This window comes from Pseudomonas shirazensis, assembly GCF_014268785.2.
GTDB lineage: Bacteria > Pseudomonadota > Gammaproteobacteria > Pseudomonadales > Pseudomonadaceae > Aquipseudomonas > Aquipseudomonas shirazensis.
Genome location: NZ_JABWRD020000001.1, coordinates 119,598 through 137,524, shown reverse-complemented (window position 1 = coordinate 137,524; position 17,927 = coordinate 119,598). Strand labels below are relative to the sequence as shown.

The following is a 17,927-nucleotide window of genomic DNA, read 5'->3' as shown; positions in this document are numbered from 1 at the left end:
CTTACTCCATGAAGCCTTGCAGCTTCAGCTCGATCGAGCGTGGGTTTTCGCCTTCGGCGATAGACAGCAGGCCTTCGAGCAGCATCTCGCGGTAGCGTGACTGACGCATGACGATGGCTTTGAGCTTGTTGGCGACCGGCAGCAGGATCAGGTTGGCACTGGCCACGCCATAGATGGTAGCGACAAACGCCACGGCGATGCCGTTGCCCAGTTGGGACGGGTCGGCCAGGTTGCCCATGACATGGATTAGGCCCATCACCGCACCGATGATGCCGATGGTCGGCGCATAGCCGCCCATGCTTTCGAACACTTTTGCCGCCTGGATATCGCGGCTTTCCTGGGTCAGGAAATCCACCTCGAGGATGCTCCGGATAGCCTCCGGCTCGGCGCCGTCGACCAGCAGTTGCAAGCCCTTGCGCGCATACGGATCAGGCTCGCCGTCAGCCACGCCTTCCAGGCCGAGCAGGCCCTCCTTGCGTGCGGTCAGGCTCCAATTGACTACCCGATCGATACCACCGGCCAGGTCGACCCGCGGCGGGAAGATGATCCAGCGAGCGATCTGCAGCGCACGCTTGAACGACGGCAGCGGTGCCTGCAGCATGGCCGCGCCGAGGGTGCCGCCGAGCACGATCAACGCAGCTGGCGCGTTGAGCAGCGCACCGACATGCCCGCCCTCGAGGAAGTTGCCGCCGACAATGGCGACGAAAGCGAGGATCAGGCCGATCAGGCTGAGTACGTCCATCAGACGCAGGCCTCGACCAGGTGCTTGCCGATATCGTCAAGGCTGTACACCGCGTCGGCCAGGTTGGCCTTGACGATGGCCATGGGCATGCCATAGATCACGCAGCTGGCTTCGTCCTGCGCCCACACCGTGCTACCGCTCTGCTTGAGCAGGCGCGCACCTTCACGGCCATCCGCGCCCATGCCGGTAAGTACTACCGACAGGACCTTGTCACCGTAGGACTTGGCCGCCGAGCCGAAGGTGATATCCACACATGGCTTGTAGTTGAGGCGCTCATCGCCCGGCAGGATTTTCACCATGCCGCGTCCATCGACCATCATCTGCTTGCCGCCAGGCGCTAGCAGCGCCAGACCTGGGCGCAGCATGTCGCCGTCTTCGGCTTCCTTGACGTTGATCCGGCAGAGCTTGTCGAGGCGTTCGGCAAAGGCCTTGGTGAACGCCGCGGGCATGTGCTGGATCAACACGATCGGTGCCGGGAAGTTGGCGGGCAGTTGCGTCAGGACACGCTGCAGCGCAACCGGGCCACCGGTCGAGGTGCCGATCGCAACCAGCTTGTAGGGCTTGCGCTTGGGCGCCGGCGAATGCGCCGCAGCAGTCGCTGCCGGGCTACGCACGGGAGCAGGCGTCGGAGTGCGCGGTGCGGGTGTGTGGCCAAGGCTGCTGGCCGGTGCAGGGCTGCTCGCAGCTGGCGCGGGCGCCGGTGCGGCATAGCTGCTCAGGCGGCGGTTGCTGCGCGAGATGGTATGTACCTTCTCGCAGAGCATCTGTTTAACCTTTTCTGGGTTACGCGAAATGTCTTCGAAGTTTTTCGGCAGGTAGTCGACCGCCCCGGCATCCAGCGCGTCGAGGGTTACCCGGGCGCCTTCATGGGTCAGCGACGAGAACATCAACACCGGCGTCGGGCAGCGCTGCATGATGTGCCGCACCGCGGTGATGCCGTCCATCATGGGCATTTCATAGTCCATGGTGATGACATCGGGCTTGAGCGACAGCGCCTGGTCGATTGCTTCCTTGCCATTGGTCGCGGTACCCACAACCTGGATCGTCGGGTCGGACGAGAGAATTTCCGAAACGCGCCGGCGGAAGAAACCGGAATCATCCACCACCAGGACCTTGACTGCCATAAACACTCCATTAGATGCCGCAACCGCGAGGCTGCGCCACCGAAAATCAATAACGCTTGGCGGCGTAACGCTTGAGCATGCTCGGGACGTCGAGGATCAACGCAATCCGGCCATCGCCAGTGATCGTCGCGCCAGACATGCCCGGTGTGCCCTGCAGCATCTTGCCCAACGGCTTGATCACCACCTCTTCCTGGCCGACCAGCTGGTCGACCACAAAGCCGATGCGCTGGGTGCCGACCGAGAGGATCACCACATGGCCCTCGTGCTGCTCTTCATGCACCTGGCCCTGGACCAGCCAGCGCTTGAGGTAGAACAGCGGCAGCGCCTTGTCGCGGACGATGACCACTTCCTGGCCGTCGACGACATTGGTGCGCGACAGGTCGAGGTGGAAGATCTCGTTGACGTTGACCAGCGGGAAGGCAAACGCCTGGTTGGCCAGCATCACCATCAGGGTCGGCATGATCGCCAGGGTCAGCGGCACCTTGATGACGATCTTCGAACCCTGGCCCTTGGCCGAGTAGATGTTGATCGAGCCGTTGAGCTGGGAAATCTTGGTTTTCACCACGTCCATGCCGACGCCGCGGCCGGACACGTCGGAAATCTCGGTCTTGGTAGAGAAGCCCGGGGCAAAGATCAGGTTGTAGCAGTCCGATTCGCTCAGGCGCTCGGCGGCGTCCTTGTCCATCAGGCCTTTTTCCACGGCCTTGGCACGCAGCACGTTGGGGTCCATGCCTTTGCCGTCGTCCGAGATCGACAGCAGGATATGGTCGCCTTCCTGTTCGGCCGACAGCACCACCTTGCCGGTGCGAGCCTTGCCTGAGGCGTCGCGCTCGTCGGGCATTTCGATGCCGTGGTCGACCGCGTTGCGCACCAAGTGGACCAACGGGTCGGCCAGGGCCTCGACGAGGTTCTTGTCGAGGTCGGTTTCTTCGCCGACCAGCTCCAGGTTGATTTCCTTCTTGAGCTGGCGGGCAAGGTCGCGAACCAGCCGCGGGAACCGCCCGAAGACTTTCTTGATCGGCTGCATGCGGGTCTTCATCACCGCAGTCTGCAGGTCTGCGGTGACCACATCGAGGTTGGACACAGCCTTGGACATGGCTTCGTCGCCGCTGTTCAGGCCCAGGCGCACCAGCCGGTTACGCACCAGCACCAGCTCGCCAACCATATTCATGATCTCGTCCAGCCGCGCGGTATCGACGCGTACAGTCGTCTCGGCTTCGCTGGCGTGCTTCTCTGCGGGTGCGGCCGGCGCTGGCGCACGCGCCGGGGCAGCAGGCGCAGGCTTGGCAGCTGCCGGTGCTGGCGCAGCAGGCTTGGGCGCAGCTTTCACCTCAGCCTTGGCTGCTACCGGAGCAACGGCCACAGCAGCCGCTTCGGCGGCATCGGTCGAGAACTTACCTTTGCCGTGCAGCTCATCGAGCAGCGCTTCGAACTCGTGCTCGCTGATTTCGTCGCCGCTGGCAGCCGGCGCGGGGCTGGCTGCTGCCGCGGCAACCGCAGCAGTCGGCAGCGCATCTGCAGCAAAGGTACCCTTGCCATGCAACTGGTCGAGCAATGCTTCGAATTCGTCATCGGTAATCTCGTCACCGGCCGGCGCTGGCGCGACAGCCTCGGGAGCGACCGTGGCCGCCTCGACCGAGAACTGGCCCTTGCCGTGCAGTTGATCGAGCAGAGATTCGAATTCGGCGTCGGTGATTTCATCCGACTCGGCGCTGGCCGCGCCGTGCTGCGGCTGTTCGGCAGCCTCGGCCTCGGCCTTGACCGCATCGAGCGAGTCGAGCAGTTGTTCGAACTCGGTGTCGGTGATGTCTTCCTCGACCACCGCTGGCTCAGGCTCGACCACCGCAGCAGGCGCGGGCGCCGCACCCGGCTCGGCCAGACGCGACAGCGCTGCCAGCAACTCGCGGGAAGCCGGGGTCACCTCGGTGCGTTCGCGCACCTGGCCGAACATGCTGTTGACCGAATCCAGCGCTTCCAGAACCACGTCCATCAGCTCGGCGTCGACCCTGCGCTCACCTTTGCGCAGGATGTCGAAGACGTTCTCGGCAATGTGGCAGCACTCCACCAGCTCATTGAGCTGGAGGAAGCCGGCGCCCCCTTTTACAGTGTGAAAACCGCGGAAAATCGCATTGAGCAGGTCGGCATCATCCGGTCGGCTTTCCAGCTCGACCAATTGCTCGGACAACAACTCAAGAATTTCCCCGGCTTCTACCAGGAAATCCTGAAGGATTTCTTCATCGGCGCCGAAGCTCATTAAACGTGCTCCCTAAAAACCAAGGCTGGACAGCAGATCGTCGACATCGTCCTGACCGGACACAACGTCTTCACGCTTATCGGCATGAATCTGCGGACCTTCACCCCGAGTCGGATGTTTTTCTTGATCTTTTTCAGCGCGCAACTGATCGTGGTCATGTTCGATACCAGCAAAGCGGTCGACCTGACTGGCCATCAGCACGAGCTTGAGCAGATTGCTTTCAACTTCGGTGACCAACGCGGTGACGCGTTTGATCACCTGGCCGGTCAGGTCCTGATAGTCCTGAGCCAGCAAGATATCGTTGAGGTGCCCGGACACCTTGCGGTTGCCCTCGGCACTGTGCGTCAGGAAACTGTCGACCCGTTTGACCAGATCGCGAAACTCCGGCGCGGCTACTTCACGGCGCATGAAGCGCTGCCAGTCAGTGCTCAGCGCCTGGGCCTCACCGGCGAGGTCGTTGAGTACCGGGGTGCTCGCTTCGACCAGGTCCATGGTGCGGTTGGCGGCGCCCTCGGTCAGTTTGACCACGTAGGACAAACGCTCGGTGGCATCGGTGATCTGCGAGACTTCCTCGGCCTGCGGCATTGCCGGGTCGATCTGGAAACTGACGATCGCACTGTGCAGCTCGCGGGTCAGTTTGCCGACTTCCTGGTAAAGGCCACGGTCGCGTGTCTGGTTGAGCTGATGAATCAGCTGCACCGCATCGCCGAACCGGCCGCGCTCAAGGCTCTCGACCAGTTCCTGAGCGTGCTTCTTCAGGGTGTTTTCAAACTCACCCAAAGAGTTGTTGTTAGAGTCCATGGCGCCCCCTGGCGTGATTTAGCTATTCACGCGTTCGAAGATCTTTTCGATCTTCTCTTTGAGCACCTGGGCGGTGAACGGCTTGACCACGTAACCATTGACGCCGGCCTGGGCCGCTTCGATGATCTGATCACGCTTGGCTTCGGCAGTTACCATCAGCACCGGCAGCGTCTTCAGACGTTCATCGGCACGCACTTTGCGCAGCAGGTCGATGCCGGACATGCCGGGCATGTTCCAGTCGGTGACGAGGAAGTCAAAGTGGCCGCTTTCGAGCATCGGCATGGCGGTCAGGCCATCGTCGGCTTCCTGGGTATTGGTGAAGCCCAGATCACGCAAGAGGTTCTTGATGATCCGCCGCATCGTCGAAAAGTCGTCAACGATGAGGATTTTCATGTCTTTGTTCAATTAGACCTCCAAGCAGTCTTAAACGCGCTCGGCCCCGAGCGCGCATTCAATCAATTCGGTACACCGTCAAAACGACTGCAGCGACCCCGGTTTCAACGCGCTCGCCATTCACCCAGCCGGCTGCGCAGACGTGCCGCGCATTGGCTGTGCAACTGGCTGACACGCGACTCGCTGACCCCCAGCACCTCACCGATTTCTTTGAGGTTGAGTTCTTCGTCGTAGTACAGCGCCAGCACCAACCGCTCGCGTTCCGGCAGGTTGGCGATCGCATCGGTCAACGCCGACTGGAAGCGTTCTTCTTCCAGATCACGCGACGGTTCGACCTGCGCACTGGCGCCATCCTCGTGCAGACCTTCATGTTCGCCGTCCTGCAACAGGTCGTCGAAACTGAACAGTCGGCTGCCCAGGGTATCGTTCAGAATCCCGTAATAATCATCGAGACCTAATTGGAGTTCGGCAGCAACCTCGTGATCTTTAGCGTCGCGACCGGTTCTTGCTTCAACAGCGCGCATCGCGTCGCTGACCATACGGGTATTGCGGTGCACCGAACGCGGCGCCCAGTCACCCTTGCGGACCTCGTCGAGCATGGCGCCACGGATGCGGATACCGGCGTAGGTTTCAAAGCTGGCACCCTTGCTGGCATCGTATTTGTTGGACACTTCGAGCAGGCCGATCATGCCGGCCTGGATCAGATCCTCGACCTGCACGTTGGCCGGCAAGCGCGCCAGCAGGTGGTAAGCGATGCGCTTGACCAGCGGCGCGTAACGCTCGACCAACTCGTACTGGGCGTCCTTGGAAGCCTTGCTGTACATCTGAAAACCGCTTGCACTCATAGCACTGGTCCCGCACTGGTGGGCTGCACCAGGCGCTCGACGAAGAACTCCAGATGCCCACGAGGGTTGGCAGGCAGCGGCCAGCTATCGACCTTCTGCGCGATGGCCTTGAACGCCAGCGCACACTTGGAGCGAGGGAAGGCTTCGTAGACTGCACGCTGCTTCTGCACCGCCTTGCGCACGCATTCGTCGTACGGCACGGCGCCGACGTATTGTAGGGCGACGTCAAGGAAGCGGTCTGTGACCTTGGTCAACTTGGCGAACAGGTTGCGCCCTTCCTGCGGGCTCTGGGCCATGTTGGCAAGGACGCGGAAACGGTTCATGCCATAGTCGCGATTGAGCAGTTTGATCAGCGCGTAGGCGTCGGTGATCGAGGTCGGCTCGTCGCACACCACCAGCAGCACTTCCTGCGCGGCGCGGACAAAGCTCACTACCGAATCGCCGATACCGGCAGCGGTGTCGATGACCAGCACGTCGAGGTTGTCGCCAATCTCGCTGAAGGCCTGGATCAGCCCGGCGTGTTGCGCCGGCTGCAGATGGACCATGCTCTGGGTGCCCGAGGCGGCCGGCACGATGCGTACCCCGCCAGGCCCCTGCAAGAGCACGTCGCGCAACTCGCAGCGGCCTTCGATGACGTCGGCCAGGGTGTGCTTGGGCGTCAGCCCCAGCAGCACGTCGACGTTGGCCAGACCCAGATCGGCGTCCAGCAACATGACCCGGCGGCCGAGTTCGGCCAACGCCAGGGACAGGTTGACTGAAACGTTGGTCTTGCCGACGCCACCTTTGCCACCGGTCACGGCGATAACCTGTACGGGATGCATGCTACCCATATTTGTTCTTTACCTTGTCGCGCTTGAACCGAGGCCACATGGAGGGCTGTGATTGAAGCCCTTGCTGTAGGTACTTTGCATTGTGTTCATCCTCAACCCACGCGTTTGCCGGAGTTGTGGTACAGATCAGCGAACATATCGGCCATGGCCTCTTCGCTGGGGTCTTCCTGCATTTGCACGCTGACGGCGCGGCTGACCAGTTGGTGCTTGCGCGGCAGGTGCAGGTCGTCAGGAATACGCGGGCCGTCGGTAAGATAGGCCACGGGCAGTTCATGACTGATCGCCAGGCTCAGTACTTCACCGAGACAAGCGGTTTCATCAAGCTTGGTCAGGATGCAGCCAGCCAGGCCACAGCGCTTGTAGCTGTGATAAGCGGCGGTCAGCACCTGTTTCTGGCTGGTGGTTGCCAGGACCAGATAATTCTTCGAAGCGATACCGCGCCCGGCGAGCGTCTCCAGCTGCATGCGCAGGGCCGGATCACTGGCCTGCAGGCCGGCGGTATCGATCAGCACCACACGCTTGCGCAGCAGCGGCTCCAGGGCCTGGGCGAGGGACTCGCCCGGGTCGACGTAGGTCACCGACACGTTGAGGATGCGGCCCAGGGTCTTGAGTTGCTCCTGAGCGCCGATACGGAAGCTGTCCATGCTCACCAGCGCCAGGTTCTGCGCGCCGTACTTGAGCACATAACGCGCTGCCAGCTTGGCCAGGGTGGTGGTCTTGCCCATGCCGGCCGGGCCAACCATGGCAATTACCCCGCCCTCCTCGATCGGTTCGATCTCGGGTACATCGATCATTCGCGCCAGGTGCGCGAGGATCATCCGCCAGGCTTGCCGCGGCTCGTCGATTTCGCCGGTCAGGTCGAGCAGTTCACGGGCCAGCGCACCGGTCAGGCCAACACGCTGCAGGCGCCGCCAGAGGTTGGCCTGCAGCGGTTTGCTGCCCTGCAACTGGCTCCAGGCAAGCGAGCCGAGCTGTACTTCGAGCAGTTCACGCAGGCCGGACAGCTCCGAGCGCATGGCATCGAACAGGCGCGGATCAACCGGCGCCACTGCCGGCGCAGCCGGGGCGGCGGGCTGTTCGACGTGCGGCTCGACCAATGGCTCGGAAGCGGTCAGCGAGAGGCCGGCAAACAACTGACGGTTGCCGTCATCGGCATCGCTGCGGCTGCTCAGTTCGGCCTGGGCGGTAGCGATGCGCGACTGGGTCTTGCGCAGCTCGTCTTCAAGCTCAGGGTTGGGCACCCGCGGCGCCAGCGCCGACAGCTTGTAGTCCAGTGCAGCGGTCAGCTCAACGCCGCCGGCAATGCGCCGGTTACCGATGATAGCGGCATCGGAGCCAAGCTCATCGCGGACCAGCTTCATGGCCTGACGCATATCTGCGGCGAAAAAACGCTTAACTTGCATACTCCACTACCTCAGCCGTTCGGGCCCACGGTGGCAACGATGGTGACTTGCTTGTTGTCAGGTATTTCCTGATACGCCAAAACATGCAAATTCGGTACAGCCAGACGGCCGAAGCGCGACAGCATCGCCCGGATCGGCCCGGCTACCAGAAGGATAGCTGGCTGACCTTGCATCTCCTGACGCTGGGCCGCTTCGATAAGCGAACGCTGTAGCTTTTCGGCCATGCTCGGCTCAAGAAGAACACCATCTTCCTGACCTTGCCCGGCCCTTTGCAGACTATTGAGCAAAATCTGTTCCAACCTTGGCTCCAAGGTGATAACAGGCAGCTCGGACTCAACGCCGACAATGCTTTGCACGATGGCGCGACACAATCCGACGCGAACTGCGGCGACCAGCGCGGCATTATCTTGACTCTTGCCAGCGTTGTTGGCGATAGCTTCGGCAATGCTGCGGATATCGCGCACCGGCACTTGCTCGGAGAGCAGAGCTTGCAGGACCTTGAGCAGCCCCGACAAGGAAATGACACCTGGTACCAATTCTTCAGCCAACTTAGGCGAGGCCTTGGCCAGCACCTGCAACAGTTGTTGGACTTCCTCGTGACCGATCAGTTCGTGGCAGTGCTTTTGCAGAATCTGGTTCAAGTGGGTCGCCACTACAGTGCTGGCATCGACCACGGTGTAGCCCAGCGACTGCGCCTGCGCGCGCTGGCCGATGTCGATCCAAACCGCCTCCAGGCCGAACGCCGGGTCACGCGCGGCGATACCATTGAGGGTACCGAACACCTGGCCTGGGTTGATTGCAAGCTCGCGGTCCGGGTAGATCTCGGCTTCCGCGAGGATTACCCCCATCAGGGTCAGGCGATAGGCACTTGGCTGCAGATCGAGGTTGTCGCGGATGTGAACGGTCGGCATGAGGAAGCCCAGATCCTGCGAGAGCTTCTTGCGCACGCCCTTGATCCGCGCCAGCAACTGGCCGCCCTGGTTGCGGTCGACCAGCGGGATCAGCCGGTAGCCTACTTCCAGGCCGATCATGTCAATCGGAGTGACGTCGTCCCAGCCCAGCTCCTTGGTGTCCATTGCGCGCTGTGGCGACGGCAGCAGATCCTGCTGGCGCTGCACTTCTTCCAGCGCCTTGACCGCCTTGACCTGCTGTTTGCGCCAGACCAGATAGGCGCCACCGGCGGCCATTACACCGAGACTGAGGAAGGCCACATGCGGCATCCCCGGGACCAGGCCCATGACGATCATGATGCCGGCCGACACGGCCAAGGCTTTGGGCGAGTCGAACATCTGCCGGTTGATCAGCTTGCCCATGTCCTCGGAGCCCGAGGCGCGCGTCACCATGATTGCGGCGGCGGTGGACAACAGCAAGGATGGCAGCTGCGCCACCAAACCGTCACCAATGGTCAGCAACGCGTAGACCTTACCGGCCTCCCCGCCCGACATGCCGTGCGAGAGGATACCGATCAGCACGCCGCCGATGAGGTTGATGAACAGGATCAGCAGGCCGGCAATGGCGTCACCGCGAACGAACTTGCTGGCACCGTCCATAGAGCCGTAGAACTCGGCTTCCTGGGCGACTTCGGCGCGGCGCGCCTTGGCCTGGCCCTGATCGATCAGGCCGGCGTTGAGGTCGGCGTCGATCGCCATCTGTTTGCCGGGCATGGCATCGAGGGTGAAGCGCGCGCTGACTTCTGAGATACGCCCGGCACCCTTGGTCACCACCACGAAGTTGATGATCATGAGGATGGCGAACACCACGGCACCGACCACGTAGTTGCCGCCGATCACCACCTCACCAAAGGCCTGGATGACCTTGCCCGCCGAGCCATGGCCCTCGTGGCCGTGCAGCAGCACCACCCGCGTCGAGGCGACGTTGAGCGCCAGGCGCAACAGCGTCGCTACCAGCAGAATGGTCGGGAACGCGGCGAAGTCCAGCGGCCGCAGGGCATAGACGCAGACCAGCAGCACCACCAGCGACAGGGCGATGTTGAAGGTGAAGAACACGTCGAGCAGGAACGGCGGGATCGGCAACATCATCATTGCCAACATCACCAACAGCAACAACGGCACACCCAGGTTGCCCCGACCGAGTCCGCTCAGGTTGCTGCGCGCGTTGCTGATTAACTGACTGCGATCCACCGCGATTCCTCTTCAAGCAAAACTTTGACGCCTGTAGAGCGCCTGCGCTGCCTTTGCAAGAAGCTGTCCAACTTTGCCATCCGATGCCTGCGATCAGCTGTCGCGGCGCAGATCGTCCGGGATTGGCAGGTCTTTGTTGAGCGGATCAGGCCGTTTGCCCTTGCCGGCGCGGGCCGGGCAAAATCTGAACTGTGCTTGCCTGTGAGCTCTACGGTCTCAGCTCAGTCCTGCTATATAGTGAAGCACCTACACAAGTCATCTCGCTACCTAGATGTGCCTCTAAACCACCGATCAAAAAGTCCAAATCAACGGCGTGTATAAAGACAAGGGCATCCTTCTGAATTCTGGCAGCTCGCTAGCGTCTGTGCTACCTTCGCCAGCGATACTGCTACCTTGCTCGGCTGGGGATTATTTTGGCAAGTTCTCTTGATAGCTTCATCATTTCGGACAAGCACCGTTATAAAACTGCGATGGATTTTGTTGTGGAATCTCTGAGAGCGGGCATACTTTCAGGCGCCATTGCTGAAGGTACCCCTCTACGCCAAGAAGAGCTCGCGTCGAAATTCGGCTTGAGCCGTATGCCGATAAGAGACGCAATAAGGCAACTAGAAGCAGAGGGGCTGGTTTCTTATGAGGCCCATAAAGGGGCGTCGGTTGCCATCATGACGATTGAAGACATCGTTGAAATTTATGATATGCGAATAATGGCCGAATGCGCTGCTCTTGATTTCGGTTTCAGCGACATCACTGGCGATGATGTCGCAAAAATGTCTGAATTGCTGTCCGAAATGGACGATATTACGGACGCTCATCAGCTGAGCGAACTTAATGAGCGGTTTCATCACCTCCTTTATTCAAAAGCGCGACGCCCAAGATTGCTTGCATTGATAAAGACGCTGCACGACTCTGTGGATCGCCATCTTCGTTTTTTGCTGACCAATCTTGATTACAATAATAAATCGCAGCAGGATCACAAGGATATCTTGAGCGCTTGCTCTAGAGGTGATCGTGAGGCAGCAAAAAAATGCCTGGCCTCTCATCTGTCCGAAGGACGAGATTCGATCGTTACATTTCTTGAAAAGCGCCGCCAGCCAGACCTGTCATAGAGCCCTCTCCATCTGCTGGCAAGCAGGCATTTCTTAAGAGAATCTCGACCAACTGACTCATCGGATGGCCGGAATACTCCAGCACCCTCGGATACATGCTGGCGCTCGTGAAACCAGGCAGGGTATTAACCTCATTGAGGATCACCTCTCCTTCATCCGTCAAGAAAAAGTCCACTCTTGCCAAGCCTCTCAAATCGAGACACTCGAAGGCTTGCTTGGAATATTCCTGAATGCGCGCAGCGATGGCCAGAGGCAACACGGCAGGAACGCGGAGCTCAGCACCACTACGACGGTCATATTTCGCTTCATAATCGTAGTAGGCTTGCCCTTCATTTTTAATGATTTCACCCAGTGATGAGACGAATAATCCATCGCCTCTCTCCAGCACGCCGCATTCTATTTCTCTGCCCACTATCTCGGCCTCTGCCAACACCTTTCGATCATGTTGCACAGCCAAGGCATAGGCCTCGGCATACCCCGCAGCGTCAGTCACCCGAGATATGCCAATGGAAGAACCCGAGTTGGCAGGCTTGATGAAAAGTGTCGTGCTACCCAGGCGCTCAACCAGGCGCCCCCAAGGATGTAGTGACCGCATCGACACCCATGGCGCTACGCGGATGCCGCAGGCCTGGAGCAGTCTTTTTGCTATGTCTTTGTCCATCGACACGGCGGAGCCCAGCACCCCGGACCCCACACAAGGAATGCCGCACATTGCTGCCAATCCTTGGATCGTTCCATCTTCTCCCCAACGGCCATGCAGTGCGGGGAAAAGTATGTCGATATTGATCTCATCCACAACGCCCCTGCTGCCTAGAAAAATTGAGCAAGACCCAGGACGCAGCGAGACAACCGGAGCCGACGGCTCCCAGTTTTCTGGAAAAAGGTGGGGTCGACCTAGATAACGCCAGATGCCCTGCTCATCTATCCCTATGCAGTGGACCTCCTTGCCCAACTCCACGAGCGCGGCATGAATTGTAGCTGCCGACCTGAGCGAAACCGAGCGCTCCGTACTCCTCCCTCCAAAAATCAGCGCGATTACATTTTGTTTCATTTTCTTGGCTCCTAGACTGGCATCCTTGGCTACTGTATCCAATATCCAATAAAAAGAAAACGGCATCTTGCCGGCCAAAGGGAACGTAGTCCATGCCATTGCAGAGCTCTGAGCTAGACCCAGCAGTCAGGGGTAGCCGCAAATCAACAAGCGGAAATTTTTCTCGACAAATCCGAGCCATTGCCATATCCGCGCCCGAATGCATCAGCGGCACGAAGTCCGGGAGAGCGCTGAACAGCAGTGATCCTGTAAGCCTATTCAACGCTTGCCGGTGTGCTGCGGATCTGGCCAGAGGACGAGAGAGTGGCTGGGCGATGAGTAATTGGGCTACAGATAGAAGAAACTTAGGTTCTGTACGAAAAGAGATGTCGCAAACACCGCATGGAACAAGCCAGCGAGACCATAGCGGCATAGCTTTTCGCGAGCTTGTCGAAGCGCGTCACGATGCGTCGGTTCTCTTTCAGCCAGCCAAACATGCGCTCGATGATGTTGCGCTGTCGGTACTTGGGCCGATCAAACAGCCTTGGTAAGCCAGGCTTGGGTTTGCGCTTCATCGAGCGCAGCGGGATGACGGGTTGCATTCGATATCGGTCGCAATAACGGCGTAGCGCTTCGGCATCGTAGCCCTTGTCGGCAAGCAACCATTTACAGCGTTTACGCGGGCGGCCACGTTGGCTCGATGGAATGCTGACCTCGTCCAACAGGGTTGGGCGTAGCTGATGTCACTGACTTGACCGCCAGAGAGGAGGAAGCGCAACGGTGTCCCGTTGGCGTCGCAGAGCATGTGGATTTTGGTTGTCAGGCCACCGCGACTGCGGCCTAGAGCGTGATCGGCAGGCTCGTCAGGCCCCCTTTTTTCCCGGCGCCTGATGAGGCTCGGGTTGCGCGTACAGCAGTTGAGTCGATCATCCAGGTCTGTAGATCAATCAAACCTTGCTCATTCAACCTCAGGTGCAAGCGTATGAGCATCTGATCAAACGTGCCTTGGTTTCGCCAAACCCGAAACCGTTGATACACCGTTGACCATGGGCCAAAGCGCTCCAGCATATCTCGCCACGCAGCACCTGAGCAGAGCACCCAGAGCACGCCATCGAGCATCAGTCGGTCGCTCAGGCGGGGCCGCCCCCGGCCATGGGTTTCGGTGAAGAGATCAGCAACCACAGCCCAAGCCTCATCCGAGAGTTCGTAACGCTTTGCCATCACAGGATTCCTTTCCGTAGATGGTTGGAAACCTTACAAAAAATCAGCTTCCGAGGGACGCCGATTGGGTTTCTCGGGATTTCGTACAGAACCTAGGGACTCTTGGCTTCGATTAACTTTCCGCCCCCCCCCACATCTGCACCTTATTCCCGGCGCAGATCATCCGGGATTGGCAGGTCTTTGTTCAACGGATCAGGCCGTTTGCCCTTGCCGGCGCGGTGCTGGCGGACCTGGAAGACGAACGCCAGCACTTGGGCTACCGCCAGGTACAGGCCGGCAGGGATTTCCTGCTCAATCTCGGTGGAGTAGTAGATCGCCCGCGCCAGCTCCGGCGACTCGAGAATCTGCACGTTGTGCGCGGCGCCGATCTCGCGGATCTTGAGGGCGATGAAGTCGCTACCTTTGGCCAGCAGCAAAGGCGCAGCTCCGCCCTTCTCTGGGTCGTACTGTAGGGCAACGGCATAGTGGGTCGGGTTGGTGATGATCACGTCGGCATCAGGGATCGCCGCCATCATGCGCCGCTGCGAGACCTCGCGCTGCAATTGCCGGATGCGCTGCTTGACCTCGGGTTTACCCTCGGAGTCCTTGTGCTCATCGCGCACTTCCTGCTTGGTCATCTTGAGCTTTTTCTGCGTCTGCCAGAGCTGGAACGGCACGTCCGCCGCAGCGATCAGCAGCAGTCCCGCCGAGACCCACACCGCGCTCCAGCCGACCACTACCGCACTGTGGATGATCGCTTGCTCCAGCGACTCGTTGGCAATGGACAAAAGCGCTACACGGTCATTGAGCAGCACCATCCAGCCCACAAACAGGATCAGTACAAACTTGGCCATCGCTTTGAGCAGTTCGGTCAGCGCGTTCAGCGAGAACATCCGCTTGATCCCGGCCAGAGGATTCATCCGGCTGAATTTGGGTTGCAGCAGGCTGCCGGAGAAGATGAAGCCACCCAGAATGATCGGCGCCACAAAGGCAATCACGAACAGCATGATCAACAATGGCTGCGCCGCCCACAGCGCCTTCTGGCCTGATGCCAGCAGAAAAAGACCCATCGAGCGCTCGTCGATCAACACCTCGCGCGACAGCGAGAAATTGATTCGCATCAAGTCCATCAGGGTGTCAGCCAGATGACCGCCGAACACCAATAAGCCACCGGCGCCGGCCAAGGTCACCGCCACCGTATTGAGTTCTTTGGAACGGGCAATCTCACCTTTCTTGCGCGAGTCACGCTTGCGCTTGTCGGTGGGGTCTTCCGTCTTGTCCTGGCCGCTCTCGCTTTCTGCCATGCTCAGCGCGCCCGGGCCAGATCACGCAACCACTGCAGCGCTTCGCTGGCCAGTGCCTGGTAATGCGAGAGGATGTCGGCCAGGCCGACCCAGAACAGGCCAAGGCCGAGCACCAGGGTCAGCGGAAAACCGATCGAAAAGATGTTCAACTGCGGCGCCGCACGGGTCATTACGCCAAACGATACGTTGACCACCAGCAGCGCGGTGACCACCGGCAGAATCAACAGCACCCCAGCGCCAAATACCCAACTCAGGCGCCCGGCTATTTCCCAGAAGTGCTGGACCACCAGGGCATTGCCGACCGGCAAGGTGGTAAAGCTTTCGCTGAGCACCTCGAACACCACCAAGTGGCCGTTCATAAGCAGAAACAGGATGCTCACCAGCATGGTCATGAACTGGCTGACCACCGCCACGTTGACGCCGTTGACCGGGTCGACCATAGAGGCGAATGCCATACCCATCTGGATCGCGACAATTTGCCCGGCGATGACAAACGCCTGGAACAGCATCTGCAACGAGAAACCGAACAGCGCGCCCACCAGGATCTGCTCACCGCATAGCATCAGCCCGCGCAGGCTCAGCGGGTCGAACTCCGGCATTGGCGGCAGCCCCGGCACGATGGCCACGGTAATCGCCAGCGCGGCATACAGGCGCACCCGCGCCGGCAGCATCTTGGTGCCGAAAATGGGCATGGTCATCAGCACCGCAGTGACGCGGAACAAGGGCAGCATGAAGGTCGCTACCCAAGTGCCGATCTGCGCGTCGGTAAGCTCCAGCATCGCCGGCTAACCGATCAACTGCGGGATGCTGGTGTACAGACCAAGCATGTATTCCATGAACTTGGTCACCAGCCAAGGCCCGACCACGATCAGCGTCACCAGCATCACCAGCAGGCGCGGCAGAAAGCTCAGGGTCTGTTCGTTGATCTGGGTAGCGGCCTGGAACATCGCCACCACCAGGCCGACCAGCAGGCTCGGCACTACCAGCACGGCGACCATCAGGGCGGTCAGCCAGAGCGCATCACGGAACAGGTCAACGGCAACTTCAGGGGTCATGCCACGCTCTCCTTGACGGTGTCAGAGGCCACCGAAACTACCGGCCAGGGTGCCCATGATCAGTGCCCAGCCATCGACCAGCACAAACAGCATGATCTTGAACGGCAGCGAGATGATCAGCGGCGACAGCATCATCATACCCATCGCCATCAGCACGCTGGCGACCACCATGTCGATGATCAGAAACGGGATGAAGATCATGAAACCGATCTGGAACGCGGTCTTCAGCTCCGAGGTGACGAACGCCGGTACCAGAATGGTCAGCGGTGCCTGCTCGGGGCTGGCAATGTCGGTGCGCTTGGACAGGCGCACGAACATGTCCAGGTCGCTCTGCCGGGTCTGCGCCAGCATGAAGTCCTTGAGCGGCCCCTGGGCCTTGTCGATGGCCTGCTGAGCCGTCATCTGCTCGCTCAGGTACGGCTGCAGGGCGTCCTTGTTCACCTTGTCGAACACCGGCGCCATGATGAACAGGGTCAGGAACAAGGCCATGCCGGTGAGCACCTGGTTGGATGGCGTCTGCTGCAGGCCAAGGGCCTGGCGCAGGATCGAAAAGACGATGATGATGCGGGTGAAGCTGGTCATGAGAATGACGAACGCTGGAATGAAACTCAGCGCAGTCATGATCATCAGGATCTGCAGGCTGACCGAATACTCCTGCTGGCCGTCGGCGCCACTGGACAAGGTAATGGCGGGGATCGACAGCGGGTCGGCGGCCAGGGCCAGCGGCGCGGCCAGCAGCAGCGCCAGGGTCAACAGCATGCGCACGGCGCCGGTCATCACTTGGTGTCCTTCTGATCCTTGCCCATCAGCTCCAACAGCCGCTGGGCGAACTCTGGGGTCGCCGGGCGGGCACTGGCAGGCACCTCGACCGGCTCGGCCAGCACATGCAAAGCTTTGATGCTGCCTGGGCTGTGCCCGAGCAGGATCTGTTCCTTGCCGACCTGCACCAGCAACAGCCGGTCGCGCGGGCCGATGGTGCGACTGCCGATGATCTCGATCACCTGGCCACCGCGCGGCGCGGCGCCCTGCATGCGCCGCAGCAGCCAGGCCAGCGCGAAGATCAGGCCGACCACCAGCAACAAACCAAAGACCATCTGCGCCAGTTGCCCGCCCAGACCACCTGGCGGCGTCGCGGCGGTAACCGGGGCAGCAGCAGGCGCTTGCGAGGCAACCACCACTTCGCTGACCAGCAGCGTGGCGACAGCGGCCACAGCGCGTATCACCGGCTTCACTCAGCGCAGCTTCTTGATGCGTTCGCTAGGGCTGATCACGTCGGTCAGGCGGATGCCGAACTTCTCGTTGACCACAACCACTTCGCCATGGGCGATCAGGGTGCCGTTGACCAGCACATCCAGCGGCTCACCGGCGAGGCGGTCGAGCTCGATCACCGAACCCTGGTTGAGCTGCAGCAGGTTGCGGATGTTGATGTCGGTGCTGCCGACTTCCATCGAAATGCTCACCGGGATGTCGAGGATCACATCCAGGTTCGGCCCTTCGAGGCTGACGTTTTCATTGGGCTTGGGCGAGCTGGCGAACTCTTCCATCGGCAGACGCCCGGCTCCGCCACTGTCGGCGGCCAGCAGTGCATCGATGTCGGACTGGCCGGCATCACCGGTTTCTTCCAGCGCAGCGGCCCATTCATCGGCCAGGGCCTGGTCCTCGGCAGAGGTGATTTCGTTTTCGTTAGCCATAATGTCCT

17 protein-coding genes and 1 pseudogene are annotated in these 17,927 nt (G+C 60.5%); 1 reads left to right on the top strand and 17 read right to left on the bottom strand.

The genetic code is table 11. The annotated features are described in order from the left end of the window. Position 1: 1 nt before the first annotated feature. From HU736_RS00635 to flhA, 9 genes are all read right to left on the bottom strand, one after another. Positions 2-742, bottom strand: coding sequence for a flagellar motor protein (locus tag HU736_RS00635; RefSeq protein WP_101317895.1), 741 nt, complete (start codon positions 740-742; stop codon positions 2-4). Continuing rightward, complete coding sequence (locus HU736_RS00630; protein ID WP_186698654.1) at positions 742-1,866, bottom strand: protein-glutamate methylesterase/protein-glutamine glutaminase; 1,125 nt, start codon at positions 1,864-1,866, stop codon at positions 742-744. Before HU736_RS00630 ends, HU736_RS00635 begins: the two co-directional genes overlap by 1 nt. A 46-nt stretch (positions 1,867-1,912) precedes the next feature. Further along, positions 1,913-4,120 carry a chemotaxis protein CheA gene (locus tag HU736_RS00625; protein ID WP_186698652.1) on the bottom strand — a complete coding sequence of 736 codons (2,208 nt, stop codon included), beginning with the start codon at positions 4,118-4,120 and terminating at the stop codon, positions 1,913-1,915. A gap of 12 nt (positions 4,121-4,132) precedes the next feature. Further along, complete coding sequence (locus HU736_RS00620) at positions 4,133-4,921, bottom strand: protein phosphatase CheZ (RefSeq protein ID WP_103436662.1); 789 nt, start codon at positions 4,919-4,921, stop codon at positions 4,133-4,135. An 18-nt stretch (positions 4,922-4,939) separates the two neighbouring features. Continuing rightward, positions 4,940-5,314, bottom strand: a complete 375-nt coding sequence (locus HU736_RS00615; protein WP_181003786.1) for a chemotaxis response regulator CheY — start codon at positions 5,312-5,314, stop codon at positions 4,940-4,942. Positions 5,315-5,418: 104 nt separating this feature from the next. Next, positions 5,419-6,159: an RNA polymerase sigma factor FliA gene (gene fliA, locus HU736_RS00610; RefSeq protein ID WP_103436660.1), complete on the bottom strand. Its 741-nt coding sequence runs from the start codon at positions 6,157-6,159 to the stop codon at positions 5,419-5,421. After that, positions 6,156-6,989, bottom strand: a complete 834-nt coding sequence (gene fleN / locus HU736_RS00605) for a flagellar synthesis regulator FleN (protein ID WP_101317883.1) — start codon at positions 6,987-6,989, stop codon at positions 6,156-6,158. Before fleN ends, fliA begins: the two co-directional genes overlap by 4 nt. A 92-nt stretch (positions 6,990-7,081) precedes the next feature. Further along, positions 7,082-8,392, bottom strand: a complete 1,311-nt coding sequence (gene flhF, locus HU736_RS00600) for a flagellar biosynthesis GTPase FlhF (RefSeq protein ID WP_101317881.1) — start codon at positions 8,390-8,392, stop codon at positions 7,082-7,084. A gap of 11 nt (positions 8,393-8,403) precedes the next feature. Next, positions 8,404-10,533, bottom strand: coding sequence for a flagellar biosynthesis protein FlhA (flhA, locus tag HU736_RS00595; RefSeq protein WP_103436659.1), 2,130 nt, complete (start codon positions 10,531-10,533; stop codon positions 8,404-8,406). A gap of 413 nt (positions 10,534-10,946) precedes the next feature. Here flhA and HU736_RS00590 point away from each other — a divergent pair, with 413 nt between their 5' ends. Next, positions 10,947-11,639 carry a GntR family transcriptional regulator gene (locus tag HU736_RS00590; RefSeq protein WP_225912953.1) on the top strand — a complete coding sequence of 231 codons (693 nt, stop codon included), beginning with the start codon at positions 10,947-10,949 and terminating at the stop codon, positions 11,637-11,639. On the opposite strand, the gene HU736_RS00585 is transcribed toward HU736_RS00590, so the two are convergent. The 8 genes and pseudogenes from HU736_RS00585 to fliN all read right to left on the bottom strand — a co-directional run bounded on the left by HU736_RS00585 (position 11,599) and on the right by fliN (position 17,919). Beyond that, positions 11,599-12,789 (bottom strand): D-alanine--D-alanine ligase family protein, encoded by a 1,191-nt coding sequence (locus HU736_RS00585; RefSeq protein ID WP_186698650.1) that lies wholly within the window; start codon positions 12,787-12,789, stop codon positions 11,599-11,601. The genes HU736_RS00590 and HU736_RS00585 overlap by 41 nt on opposite strands. A gap of 245 nt (positions 12,790-13,034) precedes the next feature. Continuing rightward, a pseudogene (locus HU736_RS00580) lies at positions 13,035-13,890 on the bottom strand (IS5 family transposase). A gap of 143 nt (positions 13,891-14,033) precedes the next feature. Continuing rightward, positions 14,034-15,173 (bottom strand): flagellar biosynthesis protein FlhB, encoded by a 1,140-nt coding sequence (gene flhB, locus HU736_RS00575; protein ID WP_186698648.1) that lies wholly within the window; start codon positions 15,171-15,173, stop codon positions 14,034-14,036. 2 nt (positions 15,174-15,175) lie between these two features. Further along, positions 15,176-15,952, bottom strand: a complete 777-nt coding sequence (fliR, locus tag HU736_RS00570) for a flagellar biosynthetic protein FliR (RefSeq protein ID WP_101317871.1) — start codon at positions 15,950-15,952, stop codon at positions 15,176-15,178. 6 nt (positions 15,953-15,958) lie between these two features. Beyond that, positions 15,959-16,228, bottom strand: a complete 270-nt coding sequence (gene fliQ / locus HU736_RS00565) for a flagellar biosynthesis protein FliQ (protein ID WP_101317868.1) — start codon at positions 16,226-16,228, stop codon at positions 15,959-15,961. Between the two features lie 21 nt (positions 16,229-16,249). Then, entirely contained in the window at positions 16,250-17,005 is a 756-nt protein-coding gene (gene fliP, locus HU736_RS00560; RefSeq protein ID WP_103436657.1) for a flagellar type III secretion system pore protein FliP, read from the bottom strand. Next, positions 17,005-17,460, bottom strand: coding sequence for a flagellar biosynthetic protein FliO (gene fliO, locus HU736_RS00555; protein ID WP_101317866.1), 456 nt, complete (start codon positions 17,458-17,460; stop codon positions 17,005-17,007). Before fliO ends, fliP begins: the two co-directional genes overlap by 1 nt. Further along, entirely contained in the window at positions 17,461-17,919 is a 459-nt protein-coding gene (gene fliN, locus HU736_RS00550) for a flagellar motor switch protein FliN (protein ID WP_101317864.1), read from the bottom strand. It abuts the gene before it with no gap. Between the last annotated feature and the right edge of the window lie 8 nt (positions 17,920-17,927).

Coding starts and splice junctions, on each gene's coding strand:
- flhF (WP_101317881.1), bottom strand. CDS start 8,392: ATGCAAGTTAAGCGTTTTTTCGCCGCAGATATGCGTCAGGCCATGAAG.
- HU736_RS00630 (WP_186698654.1), bottom strand. CDS start 1,866: ATGGCAGTCAAGGTCCTGGTGGTGGATGATTCCGGTTTCTTCCGCCGG.
- fliR (WP_101317871.1), bottom strand. CDS start 15,952: ATGCTGGAGCTTACCGACGCGCAGATCGGCACTTGGGTAGCGACCTTC.
- fliQ (WP_101317868.1), bottom strand. CDS start 16,228: ATGACCCCTGAAGTTGCCGTTGACCTGTTCCGTGATGCGCTCTGGCTG.
- HU736_RS00625 (WP_186698652.1), bottom strand. CDS start 4,120: ATGAGCTTCGGCGCCGATGAAGAAATCCTTCAGGATTTCCTGGTAGAA.
- HU736_RS00615 (WP_181003786.1), bottom strand. CDS start 5,314: ATGAAAATCCTCATCGTTGACGACTTTTCGACGATGCGGCGGATCATC.
- fliA (WP_103436660.1), bottom strand. CDS start 6,159: ATGAGTGCAAGCGGTTTTCAGATGTACAGCAAGGCTTCCAAGGACGCC.
- HU736_RS00620 (WP_103436662.1), bottom strand. CDS start 4,921: ATGGACTCTAACAACAACTCTTTGGGTGAGTTTGAAAACACCCTGAAG.
- flhB (WP_186698648.1), bottom strand. CDS start 15,173: ATGGCAGAAAGCGAGAGCGGCCAGGACAAGACGGAAGACCCCACCGAC.
- fliP (WP_103436657.1), bottom strand. CDS start 17,005: ATGACCGGCGCCGTGCGCATGCTGTTGACCCTGGCGCTGCTGCTGGCC.
- fliN (WP_101317864.1), bottom strand. CDS start 17,919: ATGGCTAACGAAAACGAAATCACCTCTGCCGAGGACCAGGCCCTGGCC.
- HU736_RS00585 (WP_186698650.1), bottom strand. CDS start 12,789: ATGGCATGGACTACGTTCCCTTTGGCCGGCAAGATGCCGTTTTCTTTT.
- fleN (WP_101317883.1), bottom strand. CDS start 6,989: ATGGGTAGCATGCATCCCGTACAGGTTATCGCCGTGACCGGTGGCAAA.
- HU736_RS00635 (WP_101317895.1), bottom strand. CDS start 742: ATGGACGTACTCAGCCTGATCGGCCTGATCCTCGCTTTCGTCGCCATT.